16 protein-coding genes are annotated in these 13,413 nt (G+C 70.9%); 12 read left to right on the top strand and 4 right to left on the bottom strand.

Translation table 11 applies throughout. From position 1 onward, the window contains the following. Positions 1-192 precede the first annotated feature (192 nt). On the bottom strand, positions 193-387 hold the full coding sequence (locus tag E1281_RS14150) for a CsbD family protein (RefSeq protein ID WP_131878185.1): 195 nt from the start codon (positions 385-387) through the stop codon (positions 193-195). A gap of 200 nt (positions 388-587) precedes the next feature. Here E1281_RS14150 and moeZ point away from each other — a divergent pair, with 200 nt between their 5' ends. From moeZ to E1281_RS14165, 3 genes are all read left to right on the top strand, one after another. Further along, a complete protein-coding gene (gene moeZ, locus E1281_RS14155; protein WP_131878187.1) occupies positions 588-1,769 on the top strand; it encodes an adenylyltransferase/sulfurtransferase MoeZ in 1,182 nt (393 codons plus the stop codon). Positions 1,770-1,932: 163 nt separating this feature from the next. Then, positions 1,933-2,310: a DUF202 domain-containing protein gene (locus E1281_RS14160; RefSeq protein ID WP_131878189.1), complete on the top strand. Its 378-nt coding sequence runs from the start codon at positions 1,933-1,935 to the stop codon at positions 2,308-2,310. Further along, positions 2,307-2,612 (top strand): DUF202 domain-containing protein, encoded by a 306-nt coding sequence (locus tag E1281_RS14165; protein WP_131878191.1) that lies wholly within the window; start codon positions 2,307-2,309, stop codon positions 2,610-2,612. Before E1281_RS14160 ends, E1281_RS14165 begins: the two co-directional genes overlap by 4 nt. 21 nt (positions 2,613-2,633) lie before the next feature. Here E1281_RS14165 and E1281_RS14170 read toward each other — a convergent pair whose 3' ends face one another. Continuing rightward, entirely contained in the window at positions 2,634-3,176 is a 543-nt protein-coding gene (locus tag E1281_RS14170) for a GNAT family N-acetyltransferase (protein ID WP_131878193.1), read from the bottom strand. Then, the gene (locus tag E1281_RS14175; RefSeq protein WP_131878195.1) at positions 3,173-3,910 is read right to left on the bottom strand and encodes a WHG domain-containing protein; all 738 of its coding nucleotides are present in this window, start codon (positions 3,908-3,910) and stop codon (positions 3,173-3,175) included. Before E1281_RS14175 ends, E1281_RS14170 begins: the two co-directional genes overlap by 4 nt. Positions 3,911-4,075: 165 nt before the next feature. Here E1281_RS14175 and E1281_RS14180 point away from each other — a divergent pair, with 165 nt between their 5' ends. The 3 genes from E1281_RS14180 to E1281_RS14190 all read left to right on the top strand — a co-directional run bounded on the left by E1281_RS14180 (position 4,076) and on the right by E1281_RS14190 (position 7,421). Next, positions 4,076-6,271: an MMPL family transporter gene (locus tag E1281_RS14180; RefSeq protein ID WP_131878197.1), complete on the top strand. Its 2,196-nt coding sequence runs from the start codon at positions 4,076-4,078 to the stop codon at positions 6,269-6,271. Positions 6,272-6,442: 171 nt separating this feature from the next. Then, positions 6,443-6,745 carry a hypothetical protein gene (locus E1281_RS14185; RefSeq protein WP_131878199.1) on the top strand — a complete coding sequence of 101 codons (303 nt, stop codon included), beginning with the start codon at positions 6,443-6,445 and terminating at the stop codon, positions 6,743-6,745. 130 nt (positions 6,746-6,875) lie between these two features. Then, the gene (locus E1281_RS14190) at positions 6,876-7,421 is read left to right on the top strand and encodes a superoxide dismutase family protein (protein ID WP_165958925.1); all 546 of its coding nucleotides are present in this window, start codon (positions 6,876-6,878) and stop codon (positions 7,419-7,421) included. Positions 7,422-7,466: 45 nt separating this feature from the next. On the opposite strand, the gene E1281_RS14195 is transcribed toward E1281_RS14190, so the two are convergent. Next, positions 7,467-8,378 carry a Ku protein gene (locus E1281_RS14195; RefSeq protein ID WP_131878203.1) on the bottom strand — a complete coding sequence of 304 codons (912 nt, stop codon included), beginning with the start codon at positions 8,376-8,378 and terminating at the stop codon, positions 7,467-7,469. A gap of 128 nt (positions 8,379-8,506) precedes the next feature. Between E1281_RS14195 and ligD (E1281_RS14200) the strand changes: the two genes are divergently transcribed. The 6 genes from ligD (E1281_RS14200) (at position 8,507) to E1281_RS14225 (ending at position 13,277) form a co-directional block, all read left to right on the top strand. Further along, positions 8,507-9,481: a non-homologous end-joining DNA ligase gene (ligD, locus tag E1281_RS14200; RefSeq protein WP_131878205.1), complete on the top strand. Its 975-nt coding sequence runs from the start codon at positions 8,507-8,509 to the stop codon at positions 9,479-9,481. 14 nt (positions 9,482-9,495) lie between these two features. After that, positions 9,496-10,404 (top strand): non-homologous end-joining DNA ligase, encoded by a 909-nt coding sequence (gene ligD, locus E1281_RS14205; protein WP_243716940.1) that lies wholly within the window; start codon positions 9,496-9,498, stop codon positions 10,402-10,404. 109 nt (positions 10,405-10,513) lie between these two features. Further along, positions 10,514-11,839, top strand: a complete 1,326-nt coding sequence (locus E1281_RS14210) for an NAD(P)/FAD-dependent oxidoreductase (RefSeq protein WP_243716942.1) — start codon at positions 10,514-10,516, stop codon at positions 11,837-11,839. A 27-nt stretch (positions 11,840-11,866) separates the two neighbouring features. Beyond that, positions 11,867-12,094, top strand: a complete 228-nt coding sequence (locus tag E1281_RS14215; RefSeq protein WP_131878207.1) for a hypothetical protein — start codon at positions 11,867-11,869, stop codon at positions 12,092-12,094. A 174-nt stretch (positions 12,095-12,268) separates the two neighbouring features. Further along, entirely contained in the window at positions 12,269-12,898 is a 630-nt protein-coding gene (locus tag E1281_RS14220; protein ID WP_131878209.1) for a TetR/AcrR family transcriptional regulator, read from the top strand. Positions 12,899-13,043: 145 nt separating this feature from the next. Beyond that, positions 13,044-13,277 carry a DUF3107 domain-containing protein gene (locus E1281_RS14225; RefSeq protein WP_131878211.1) on the top strand — a complete coding sequence of 78 codons (234 nt, stop codon included), beginning with the start codon at positions 13,044-13,046 and terminating at the stop codon, positions 13,275-13,277. Positions 13,278-13,413 lie beyond the last annotated feature (136 nt).

Below are 13,413 nucleotides of genomic sequence, written 5' to 3' on the forward strand. Positions count from 1 at the left end.
GGGAGGGGGGCCGGAATGCCACAACAGACAAGATTAACTGTGCTTCGCGACATTCCGCCCTGGCAACCGGGTAAGGACGCCCTCCGCGCCCCGCCGGAACCGGAAAGAGGCCCCTCCGCGGAGAGCCTCTCCCCGGCCGGTCAGGCCGATCCCGGCCCGGTCAGGGCCTGCTCCGGCCGCCTGGCGGATCCGCTATGACTCGAAGGTCCGGCGCGTCTCCTTGGCCGCGTCCTTGACCTTCTCGCCGGCCTGCTTGGCGCCGCCGGCCGTGCGGTCCTGGCGCCCCTCGGCCTCCAGGGAGGGGTCGCCGGACTGGCGCCCGGCCTCCTCCTTGCCGCGGCCCTTGGCCTGTTGCGCCTTGTTCTTCAGCTTGTCGAGGATGCTCATCGCTCCTCCTCCTGTTACTGGGGGCTTCCCCAAGCCCGCCATGCCCGTTGAACGGGCGACCATGCATCGGCCGGGCGCGGTAGCAGGCGCGGGACGCCCACCGCGCGGGAATGCCGCAGCACATGGGAAGGTTGTGCGGGACGAGGACGGAGACGTCCCGCCCCTAATTGCAGCCGAGCGTCACCACAGGAGCACCCACCGTGTCGTTGCCACCTCTGGTCGAGCCCGCAGCGGAGCTCACCCGCGACGAGGTCAACCGCTACTCGCGACACCTGATCATCCCCGACGTGGGCATGTCCGGGCAGAAGCGACTGAAGAACTCCAAGGTCCTGGTCGTGGGTGCCGGCGGTCTCGGCTCCCCCGCCCTGCTCTACCTCGCCGCCGCCGGGGTGGGCACCCTCGGCGTCATCGACTTCGACGTCGTCGACGAGTCCAACCTGCAGCGGCAGATCATCCACCGGCAGTCGTCCCTCGGCAAGCCCAAGGTCGAGTCGGCCGCCGACACCGTCCGTGAGGTCAACCCGCTGATCGACGTGGTCGTGCACAACACCGCGCTCGACAACGACAACATCATGGACATCTTCGCCGGATACGACCTGATCATCGACGGCACCGACAACTTCGCGACCCGCTACATGGTGAACGACGCGGCCGTCCTGCTGGGCAAGCCGTACGTGTGGGGGTCGATCTACCGGTTCGACGGCCAGGCGTCCGTCTTCTGGGCCGAGCACGGCCCCTGCTACCGCTGCCTCTACCCGGAGCCGCCGCCGCCCGGCATGGTCCCGTCCTGCGCCGAGGGCGGCGTCCTGGGCGTCCTGTGCGCCTCGATCGGCTCCATCCAGGTGAACGAGGCCATCAAGCTGCTCGCCGGCATCGGCGAGCCGCTCGTCGGCCGGCTGATGATCTACGACGCGCTGGAGATGACGTACCGGTCGGTCAAGGTCCGCAAGGACCCGGAGTGCCCGCTGTGCGGCAAGAACCCGACCCAGACCGAGCTCCTGGACGACTACGAGGCGTTCTGCGGCGCCGTCTCCGACGAGGCCGCCGAGGCCGCGCAGGACTCCACGATCACCGTTCTCGACCTCAAGGCCATGCAGGACCGCGACGACGACATCTTCCTGGTGGACGTCCGCGAGCCCAACGAGTACGAGATCGTCTCGATCCCGGGCGCGACGCTGATCCCGAAGGGCGACTTCCTCAACGGCTCCGCCCTGGAGAAGCTCCCCCAGGACAAGAAGATCGTCCTGCACTGCAAGTCGGGCGTCCGCTCCGCGGAGGCCCTGGCCGTGGTGAAGAACGCCGGCTTCAACGACGCCGTCCACGTGGGCGGCGGCGTCCTGGCCTGGGTCAAGCAGATCGACCCGAGCCAGCCGTCCTACTGACGACCCCGACGTCGAGGCCCCCGGAGTCCGCTCCGGGGGCCTCGACGTGCCGCGGCGCCATGAAAGCCTGGTCGCAGGCGGCGGGCCGGCGTGATCGTCCGGGCGGGCACGGCGCCGGCCCGCCCGGTCCCGCGGCGGGTCCTCCGAGCCGGGAAAGGTGACGATGCGCGCGACGAAGCGCCTCCGGGGGTGGACGGCCCGTCTGCTCGCGGAGGGCGAGGAGCCCGACCCGCGCTTCACCCTGGCCAATGAGCGTACGTTCCTGGCCTGGATCCGGACGGCGCTGGCGGTCATCGCGGGCGGCATCGGCGTCGCGCTCGCCGGCGACCTCATCGAGCCGGTGCTGCGGCACCTCCTCGCGGTCGGCTTCGCCGGGACAGGCGCCGTGATCGCCGCGCTCGCGTTCCACCGGTGGCTGCGCACCGAGCGGGCGCTGCGCCGCGGCGAGAGCCTCCCGCCGCCGCCCCTCGCGCCCGTCATCTCCTACGGCCTCGCGGCGGCGGCGATCGTCCTGCTCGTCGGCGTCCTGATCACCCGGTGACGCTCTGGGACCCGGGGGCGCAGCCGGAGCGGACGGCGCTGGCCTGGACGCGGACCACGGCATCGCTGATCGCCGCCGGCCTGCTGTGCGTGCAGGTCGCGCCCTCGACGGCGGGCGCGGCCGTCGCGGCGGCGGTCGTGTGCGGCGGCGCGGCCCTCCTGCTGCGCATCTCCCGGGCCGGGCTCCGGAACCGCCGCCGGCTGCTGCCCGAGGGCGGCGGCGTGGCCGACCCGGTCTCCGCCCTGGCGGCGACGGTGCTGACGATGCTGCTCGCCGTGGTCGCGCTTCTGTTCACGTTCTGAGACGGGGTCAGGACCGGGTCGTCAGGGGTGGGACGGCCTGTCGATCCGGTAGATGACGTGGGCGCGGTCGTCGATCGGGTTGTCCGGTTCCATCTCGCCTTCCGCCACGCGCGTCAGGCCGGCCTTCTCCAGGGCCCGCCAGGACGCGCGGTTGGCCGCCGACACCGGTATCAGCACGCAGGGCGCCTCCGGGTACTCCCGCCACGTGCGCTCGATCATCGCCTGGATCATGCGAGGGCCGAGTCCCCGGCCGACCAGGTCCGGCTCACCGATCAGGTAGTCGACGGTCACCGCTCCGGCCGGGACGGGCGTCACCGCGGCCAGCGGCTCGAAGTCCTCCGCGTAGTCCGCCAGCCGGCTGCGCTGGACGAGGCCGAACGGCCGCCCGTCCAGGGGGGCCAGCCAGTCCTCCGAGGGTTCCTCGCCCCGGGCGACGGGGCCGAAGTCGCGCGCGACCGCTTCGGGGGACGTCTCGTGGTTCCACCAGCGCGCCACGTACGGCTGCTCCAGCCAGCGGCGGAGCAGCGGGAAGTCGTCCTCGGTCACCCGTCGCCATGTGATCACTCGTGCTCCCCTGTCGCTCGGGCGTCGCGCGGTGTGTAGGTCAGGCCGAGTTCGGGGCCTATCTCGGCGAGCATCAGCTCGAACATGGGCTCGGCATCGTCCAGGGCGAACTCCAGGTGGCCGAAGACCTCCAGGCTGACGCCGCCCTGGAGTCTGACCCAGCACTTGAGGAACTGCTGGATCACTCCGAGGGGCAGGTCCACGCCGACGACCTCGTCCCGGTAGCGGGAGAGCTGGGGACGGAGACGGGGGTCGATCTCGTCATCGGGCACGGCGGGGAACGGATGCTTCTTCCACAGCTCCAGGAACAGCGCCATGAACGTCCACCCGAACCTGCGGGCGGATTCCTCGGCGAAGTCGACCTCTTCCTGGTGGCCGACGCCGCGCACGGGCGCGCCGAACAGCAGCGCGTACTCGCGGGGATGAGCCAGGGCCCAGCGGCGGAACTGGCGGGCCACCGCCAGGAACTTGCCGCTCATGTCGCCCTGCGGGACGGCCTTCGCCGAGCGGTGCAGCTCGCCGGTGAGCTCGGTGAAGAGGTCGCCCACCAGGTGCCGGAGCAGCTCGCGGTGGCTGTCGAAGTAGCGGTAGAGCGCCGGGGCCGTCATGCCCATCTCGCGGGCGATGGCCCGCAGGCTCACCGCGTCGGGCCCCTCCTCGACGAGGATCCGGCGGGCGGTCTCGGAGATCTCCTTGACCGTCGCCGCGCGCAGCCGGTCACGCCGTGTCTCCACTACGCCGCCCCCTCCTCTCCCTGGTCCGCGGCCGCGTCCGGCCGTCCCCGCATGATTCCTCAAAAACACCATTGACGAAAGCGAACGCTGTATGCAAACTTAACGCTGTTCGCAGTTTACGGCGTTCACCAATGTTAGCCAGCATTACACAGGAGGGCGAGGGCGATGTTCGATCGATGGGGGCGATGGGTCCACCGGCGGCGGCGGTGGGTCCTCGCGGCGGCGGGAGCGGCGCTGGTCTTCGCCGGCGTCTGGGGAACCGGGGTCTTCGGGGCGCTGTCCTCGGCCGGGGGCTTCGACACACCGGGGAGCGAGAGCGCGAAGGCCGCGCAGATCGCCGAACGCGAGCTCGGGCGGGACGAGGCGGACGTCGTCATCCTGTACGAGGGCGACATGACCGTCGACGATCCGGCCTACCGGGCGTCCGTCGAGCGGGCACTGGCCGGGCTGCCGCCCGGCAAGGTGGCCTCGGCCGGCACGTACTGGACGACCGGCGCGCCGCAGTTCGTCAGCGAGGACCGCACCGCCACCTACGCCGTCCTCCAGCTCGCGGGCTCCGACGGGGCCGCGCGGCAGGAAGGCTATGACGCCATCAGGGACGACCTGACCGAGGTCGGCGGCGGGCTCACCGCCAAGGTCGGCGGGACGGTCGGGACGGAGACCGCGATCAACGAGCGCGTCTCGTCCGACATCGGGCGCGCCGAGGCCATGGCGATCCCCGTGCTGGTGGTCCTGCTGGTGCTGATCTTCGGCGGCCTGGTGGCGGCGAGCCTGCCGATGCTGATCGGCGGCCTCGCGATCCTCGGGTCGTTCACCGCGCTGCACGCGCTCACGTACTTCACCGACGTGTCGATCTTCGCGGTGAACATCACCACGTTCCTCGGGCTCGGGCTCGCGATCGACTACGGGCTGTTCATGGTCAGCCGGTTCCGCGAGGAACTCCGGCGCGGCGGCAGCTCGGTCGAGGACGCCCTGGCCGCGACGATGTCCACGGCGGGGCGCACGGTCGCCGTCTCCGGCATCACGGTCGCGGTGTCGCTGTCCGGGCTGCTGCTCTTCGAGCAGAACTTCCTGGTCTCCATGGGATACGGCGGCATCGCGACCGTCCTGGTCTGCATGGCCGGGGCGCTGACCGTCCTGCCCGCCCTGCTCGCCGTCCTCGGCCCGAAGGTGAACGCGCTGTCCATCCGCCGGCGGAGGCCGGTCCGTTCCGGGGGTGTGGGGGGCCGTCCCCCCACAGAAGACCGGTCCGGCGTCTGGTGGGGGCGCGTGGCCCGCAGCGTGATGCGGCGGCCGGTGATCTACATGGTCGCGACGGTGGCGCTGCTCATCGCGCTGGGAGCGCCGTTCCTACAGATCAACTGGGGTGGCGTCGACGCCAAGGTCATGCAGGAGGGCGCGGACGCCAGAGTCGTCGCCGAGGCGCTGGAGACGCGCTTCCCCGCCAACGCGACGAGCCCGATCGAGGCGGTCGTGACCGGGACGTCCGACCGGGCGGCGATCCAGGCGTACGGGGACCGCCTGGGCTCGCTGCCCGGCGCGACCGGCGCCGCGGTGACCGGCTCGGAGGGCGAGACGACCCGGTTCGCACTGACCTACAAGGCCGACCCCAACTCCGACGCCGCGCGCGGTCTCGTCCGGGACGTCCGGGACGTCCCGGCACCGGCCGGTGCACAGGTCCACGTGGGCGGCGCCACCGCGGAGGTCGTCGACCAGCTGGACAGCCTCGGCTCCACCCTGCCATGGCTCGCCGTGCTCGTCGGAGGCGCCACGTTCGCGCTGCTGTTCCTGGCGTTCGGCTCGGTCCTGCTGCCGCTGAAGGCGATCCTGATGAACATGCTGTCGCTGTCGGCCACGTTCGGCGCGGTCGTGCTGATCTTCCAGGACGGTCACCTCTCGGACCTGCTCGGCTTCACCGCCACGGGCTCGATCTCCCCGGCCATGCCGATCCTGATGCTGGCCATGCTGTTCGGGATCTCGATGGACTACGAGGTGTTCCTGCTGTCGCGGGTCCGCGAGCAGTACGACCTGACCGGCGACAACACCGCCGCGGTCGCCACCGGCGTGCAGCGCACCGGCGCCATCATCACCAGCGCCGCGCTGCTGTTCATCGTCGTGATCGGAGCCTTCGCGACCTCGGGCATCACGTTCATCAAGATGGTCGGCGTCGGGATGGTCATCGCGATCGTGCTGGACGCGACCGTCGTCCGGGCGCTGCTGGTGCCCGCCACGATGCGGCTGCTGGGACGCGCGAACTGGTGGGCGCCCGGACCGCTCGCCCGGCTCTACGGCCGGTACGGCATCCGCGAAGGCGACGCCCCCGCCCCGGCGCGGCGGCCGGAACCGGAGACCGTGGGCTGACGCCGATGAGCGCAAACCGCTTGTGATCTCACCCACCCGGCGCGAGACTGAACGTCATTCGACCGGTGGCACAGCGTCGTTCCACTGGCGGCACCTCCGAGTGACACGCCCACGCGACGGCATGCCCCGGGCTCCCCCGCGGCACATACGGGACGTTCCTTTGGAGGCACCATGTCCACGCAGGTGATCAGCGACGCCGAGACGGCGCTCGAGCACCTGGAGCGGCTCACCGACGAACTCCGCTCCCGCGGCTGGGCCGTCGAGGTGGCCGCCCACGCCGGCCGGCGGCCGTCCGCCCTCGTCGCCAACCCGCGGATGCGGGCGCTGCAGGAGAACGTCATCGCGGCCCGGGAGCGCTCGGACGGCGGCTGGTCGTACTTCTACGGCTGGGGCGAGCGGATCGCCTCCTGCGCGGACCCGGCCGCGGCCGCCGCCGCGCTCGGCCGCGTCCTCGCCGCCCGCCGCGACAACTAGGGCCCCGGGCGACCGGCTTTACCCGATTCAGACGAGTCGCGTGCATCGGCGGTCACTCTCCGTGGGCATGATCGGAACGACCCCCGTCGATCAACGGGGGTCGTTCGCAGATCACGTGGAGAGGAAGCTCATGCGACCGTCCGTCCGGGCCGCCGTCACGCTGGCGGCGGCTGGAGCCGCACTGGTACCGCTCTCGAACGCCTCGGCCCTGACCGATCCCGAACCGCACGACGATCCGCACAAGGGAACGCACAAGATCGTCGCCAAGGGGCCGGCCAAGGTCTACGACCAGAGGTACCAGCAGACCAAGACGAAGGTCGTCGTCGTCCGGAAGCAGGACAAGACGGTCGTCAAGCTGCGCGTGTCGGGTTTCCCGGAGGAGGCCGCCGGCCGGACGTTCGGCGCCCACGTCCACGCGGACAAGTGCGGGCCCAAGCCCGAGGACGCCGGGCCCCACTACCAGAACCCGGCCGCCGCGCCCGGCACAACGCTCCGCGAGAAGGAGATCTGGCTCGACGTGAAGATCGGGCGCGACGGCGACGGCCGCGCCCGCACCACCGTGCCGTGGAAGGTCGCCAAGAAGGCGGCCGGGTCGGTCATCGTCCACGCCGAGCCCACCGATCCGAAGACGGGCGATGCCGGCGCGCGGCTCACCTGCACCGACGTCCCGTTCTGACCCTGGCGCGCCCGCCCACCGCCGAACGGGCGGCGGGCGGGCCGGTCAGGCCGACTTGCGGCTCCGGGTCGATTCCTTCTTGGCCGGTTCCTTCTTCTGCCCCGACTTCGACGACGACTTGCGCGAGGCGGGCTTCTTCTCGGAGTCGTCCTTGCGGGACGCCGCCTTGCCGTCCTTCTCGCCGCGGCTCTTCTTGGCCGCCTCGACGCTCGCGCGCAGCGCGCTCAGCAGGTCCGCGGCGGGCTCCTCCTCGGCCTCCTCGGCGGGCCGCGCCACCTCCCGGCCCTCGACCTTCGCGTCGATGACGGCCTGGAGGGCCTCCCGGTAGGCGTCCTTGTACTCCGACGGGTCGAACTCGCCTTCCATCGACTCGATCAGCGACGTGGCCATCGACAGCTCCTGCTTGCGGACCTCGATGTCCTCGTCCAGGAACGGGAAGTCGGGCGTGCGGACCTCGTCGGGCCACAGCATCGTCTCCAGCACGAACACGCCCTCGCGGACCCGCAGCGTCGCCAGCGACTCCCGCTGGCGGATCGCGATCTTGACGATGGCGACCTGGCCCGAGTTCTCCAGCGCGTCCCGCAGCAGCACGTACGGCTTGGCGCCCTGCGCGTCGGGCTCCAGGTAGTAGGACTTCGCGAAGTAGATCGGGTCGACCTCCGCCGCCTCCACGAACTGCAGGACGTCGATCCGGCGGCTGGACGTCAGCGGCAGCTCGGCGAAGTCCTCGTCGGTGAGGATGACCATGTCGCCGCTCGGCAGCTCGTACCCCTTGGCGATGTCGGAGTAGGGGATCTCCTCACCGTCCACGGTGCACGTCCGCTTGTACTTGATGCGCCCGCCGTCCTCGCGGTGAACCTGGTGGAAGCGGACGTCCCTCTGCTCGGTCGCCGAGTACAGCTTCACCGGTATCGTCACCAGCCCGAACGAGATGGCGCCCTTCCAGATACTGCGCATGACCTGTCCCTACCCACCAAGTTCCGCCCCAGCACGTTTCCTGTCTTCAGCGTCGCAACCTCGTTCGATTTGCGCCAGAACGGACTCGTGATCCTTTGCTGCGGGGCGGGACCGGGTAAGACGGCGGTATGACCATGCCGTGGCCCGTTGAGCCGATGATGGCCGCCACCGGGGACCTTCCCCCCGACGGCGAGCAGTGGGGGCTTGAGCTGAAGTGGGACGGCGTCCGCGTACTGGCGCACGTCTCCGCCGACGGTGTCCGGGCCACCGGGCGGCGCGGCACCGACGTCACGAGCCGGTACCCGGAGCTTTCCGCACTGGCCGACCTCCTCCCCGATCACGACGTCGTCCTGGACGGCGAGGTCGTCGCCTTCGAGGAGGGACGACCTAGTTTCGAACGCCTCCAGCGACGTATGCACGTGACCCAACCCGACCCCAGACTGATCCGTGAGGTGCCCGTCCGGTACGTGGTGTTCGACCTCCTGTTCCTGGACGGACACGTCCTGTACGACATGCCGTACGCAGAACGCCGCGCGCTGCTGGACGAGCTGGACCTGGCCGGAACCGGTCCTGTGGAGGTCCCCCCTTACCTGCACGGCGGCGACACCACTCAGGTGAACGAGTTACTCGACTTCACCCGCGAGCAGCACCTTGAGGGGCTGCTCGCCAAACGGCTCGACTCCCCGTACCGACCAGGCCGCCGGGTCGACTTCTGGCGCAAGGTCAAGAACTTCATGACGCGCGAGGTCATCGTCTGCGGCTGGAAGCCCGGCAAGGGACGGCGTGAAGGCGGCGTGGGATCGCTGCTGCTGGGCGAGTACGACGTCAAGGGCCTGCTGGGCTTCGTCGGGCATGTCGGCACGGGCTTCACGGACCGCGCCTTGGACGAGCTGTACGAGACGCTCTGGCCACTGCGACGCCCCACCAGCCCCTACGACGAACCCGTCCCGCGTGAGTTCGCCCGTGACGCTCAATGGGTTGAGCCACAGCTCGTCGGGGAGGTCGCCTACAGCGCCCGCACCAGGGACGGCAGACTGCGCTTTCCGTCCTGGCGCGGCCTCCGTGACGACAAAGACCCCCTGGAGGTCACCAGTGAGCAGTAAGCCCTGGAGTGCCTGTGGCCGGTAAGAGGACGACCGTGGAGGTCGAAGGGCAGCAGTTGTCGCTGTCCAACCTCGACAAGAACCTCTACCCCGAGTTCACCAAGGGCGAGGTCATCGACTACTACGCGCGCATCGCCCCGGTGATGCTGCCCCACCTGAAACACCGCGCCGCCACCCGGATCCGGTGGCCGGACGGGGTCGACGGCAACAAGTTCTTCGAGAAGAACGCGCCGTCCCACACACCGGACTGGGTGAGGACGGCGACGATCCCCACCCCCGGAAGTTCCACAGGACGCGACACGCTCGACTTCGTCGTCGTGGACGACCTGCCCACACTCGTGTGGTGCGCCAACCTCGCCGCACTGGAACTGCACATCCCGCAGTGGAAGGTCGGGCCACGCGGCAAGGTCCACACGCCTGATCTGGTCGTCTTCGACTTGGACCCGGGCCCGCCCGCCACGATCGTGGAGGCGTGCGAAGTCGCGAAGCTCCTCCGTGAGGTGCTCGCCGAAGACGGCCTGGAGTCCTACCCCAAGACGAGCGGGAAGAAGGGACTGCACCTGTACATCCCGGTCGAGGAGCCCAAGGACGCCGAGCGGACGTCCGAGTACGCCAAGACCGCCGCACAGCAGCTCGCGGAGGAGCATCCCAAGCTCGTCGTGGCGAAGATGGAGAAGCGGCTGCGCAAGGGCAAGGTCTTCGTCGACTGGAGCCAGAACAACCCCGCGAAGACGACCGTCGCCCCGTATTCGTTGCGCGCCGCCAGCCGACCGTCCGTGTCCACCCCCATCACGTGGGACGAGCTGGACTCCTGCCAGGAGGCCGCAGATCTGGTGTTCTCCCCGGCCGACGTCCTCTCCCGCGTCGACAAGCACGGTGACCTGCTCGAACCTCTGCTGAAGGGCCGGCGGCCGCTGCCCTGAAGCCCCAACCCCGACTTTTCGCATGCCCTATGTGTTCGAATCGGCACTCTCCGGCGCCGGATTCCGTCACCATGGGTCGTGGGGAAATCACGGGCGGGGAGGAAGACAGTTGGCGCAGAACCACCACTACGACGCCGTGGTGCTGGGCGGGGGGACGGCGGGAGAGCTGGTGGCGTCCGGTCTCTCCCGCGCGGGACGCGACGTCGCGCTCGTCGAGAAACGCCTGGTCGGCGGGGAGTCGCCGTACTTCGCGTGCGTGCCGTCCAAGTCGCTGCTGCTGTCGGCGCGGCGCGGGGAGACCTGGGAGATGGCGCTCGCCCGGCGCGACGAGCTGGCCGGGCACCGCGGCGACGACCCCGCGGTCGCGCGGATGGCCGAGGCCGGGGTGACCGTCCTGCGCGGCCGGGGCCACGTCACCGAACCGGGGCGGATCGAGGTCGACGGGGCCGGGCACGGGTTCGACGACCTCGTCGTCTGCACCGGCAGCGAGCCGGTGATCCCCGCCGTGGACGGGCTCGCCGACGTCCCGCTGTGGACCAGCGACGAGGCGCTGTCGGTACCCGACCTGCCGCGCCGCCTGGTGATCCTCGGCGGCGGCCCGGTCGGCTGCGAGATGGCGCAGGTGTACGCGGCGTTCGGGTCGCAGGTGTCGGTCGTCGAGGCGTCCGGGCGGCTGCTGACCGCCGAGGCGCCGTTCGCCGGGGAGGTGCTCGCCGACGCGCTGCGCCGGATGGGCGTCGACCTGCGGCTCGGCGCCGGCCTCAGCCATGTCGGGCGCAAGGACACCGGGCTGCGGCTGTGGCTGTCGGACGGCGGCACGCTCGACGCCGACCGCGTCCTCGTCGCCGCGGGCCGCCGACCCCGGGTCGAGGGGCTCGGGCTGGAGAACCTCGGCGTCCCGGTCTCACCGGGGCACGGGGTGCCGGTGGACGAGACGTGCCAGGTGCCGGCCGGCGCGGGCGGCGTCTGGGCCGCCGGCGACGTCACCGGGGTCGCGCGCACCACGCACGCCGCGCGCTACCAGGCGCGGGTGGCGCTGTCCAACCTCCTCGGGCAGCACCGCGAGACCGACTACCGCGCGATCCCCCGCGTCGTCTACACGACGCCCACCGTCTACTCCGTGGGGGTCTCGCCCATGCAGGCCGCCGAACTCGGCATAGACCTCTGCGCTGCCGGGTACGACCTCGCCGCGACGGCACGGGCGGCGGTCGAGGCGGACGAGCGCGGCCGGGTGGAACTGTACGCCGACCGGTCCCGCGGGCTGCTGGTCGGCGCCGCCGCCGCCGGACTCTACGCCGAGGAGTGGATGAGCGAGATCGCGCTGGCCATCCGCGCGGAGACGCCGCTGAGCCTGCTCACGAACGTCGTCCACGCGTTCCCGACCTACGGCGAAGCCGTCGAGGCGGCGCTCCGGGAACTGGCCGCGAACCTGTGAGGCAGCCGTTTCGGAGGAGGATCTGTGATGAGCGAGACCGATGACCGCGGAACGTCCACGACACCGTCCGCACCCGGCGCCGCCGGCGAGGCGGAGGAGGCCGACGCCGCCGAGCAGCGGACCCTCCTCGACGAGGAGTTCGACGAGGGCGAGCGGCCCCGGGAGTGGGATGCCCGGGTACCGGACGACGTGAACGAGGCCGACGTCGTCGAGCAGCGCTACGAGGTGCCGCTCGACGAGGACGACTACCGGTGACGCTCCCCCGGGTGGCCGCCGGGGGTCTTCACCGGAAATACACTGACCTGCGCGAAGTAACGTCACCGGCGCTTCGGCAGTGACCGGCGGAGTTACTGACGCGTAGGATGATGAGATTGTTCCCGCGCGGCGGAGTCCCCGTCCGCCCGCATCGATCGTTGATCGGAGAGTGTGGTGACCGCGACCCCGGACGCACGCCCCCGCGGCACGAGGCTGCCGCGACTGGCGCGCCGCAGGCAACTGCTCGGCGCAGCCCAGGAGGTGTTCGTCGCGCAGGGGTACCACGCAGCGGCGATGGACGAGATCGCCGAGCGCGCAGGCGTCAGCAAACCCGTGCTCTACCAGCACTTCCCGGGCAAGCTGGAGCTGTACCTCGCCCTGCTGGACGAGCATGCCGAAGGACTGGTGAAGACCGTCCGCGACGCCCTTGAGTCCACCACGGACAACAAGATGCGCGTCCAGGCGAGCATGCAGGCCTTCTACGACTTCGTGGCCGGCGAAGGCGAGGCGTACCGCCTCGTCTTCGAATCCGACCTGCGCAACGTCGCACCGGTGCGCGCACGCGTGGACCGCGCCAACCAGCAGTGCGCCGAGATGATCGCCCAGGTGATCGCCGAGGACACCAGCGCCCCCACCGACGAGGCGTACCTGCTCGGCATGGGCTTGGTCGGCATGGCGGAGGTCAGCGCACGCTACTGGCTGTCGCAGCACCGGGCCATCCCGAAGGACACCGCCGAGAAGATCATCGCGCGGCTGGCCTGGCGCGGCATCTCCGGCTTCCCGCTCAACACCGAGTCGTCCTGACCCCGGCCCCGGTCCGCGCGCCGGGGCCCACTCGGTTTCACCCTCGGCCGAACGCGTGTGACGACGCGTCCGGCGATCCGCGTGCGACCATCGGGGAAGGGCCCGCCGGCGGTCGGCGGGCCGTGATCGACGACGGGAGCCCCGCGTGCAGGTTCGTATCGGTGTGCAGAACGTCCCCAAGGAACTCGTGGTCGACACCGGGCAGTCGGCGGACGAGGTCCAGGATGCGCTGGCGGACGCGCTGTCCGAGCCGCGCGGGGTGTTCGTGCTCCAGGACCGCCGCGCCGGGCGTGTCGTCGTCCCGGCCGAACGGGTCGGCTACCTGGAGATCTCCGACGATGAGCAGCGCAGCGTGGGATTCGGCTCCCAGTACGCCTGACCCCCGCCGCCGGCCGCGGCCTGCCGCGCCCGATCACGGCTGGGCACCCTCCAAGGGCTCTTGACCTGCCCTTTGTTTCATTCCGGCACAGCGGGCATACCGGTCTCCGACCACGGGCCAACCGGCCCACGGAAGG

This window comes from Actinomadura sp. KC345, assembly GCF_004348515.1.
Lineage (GTDB): Bacteria > Actinomycetota > Actinomycetes > Streptosporangiales > Streptosporangiaceae > Spirillospora.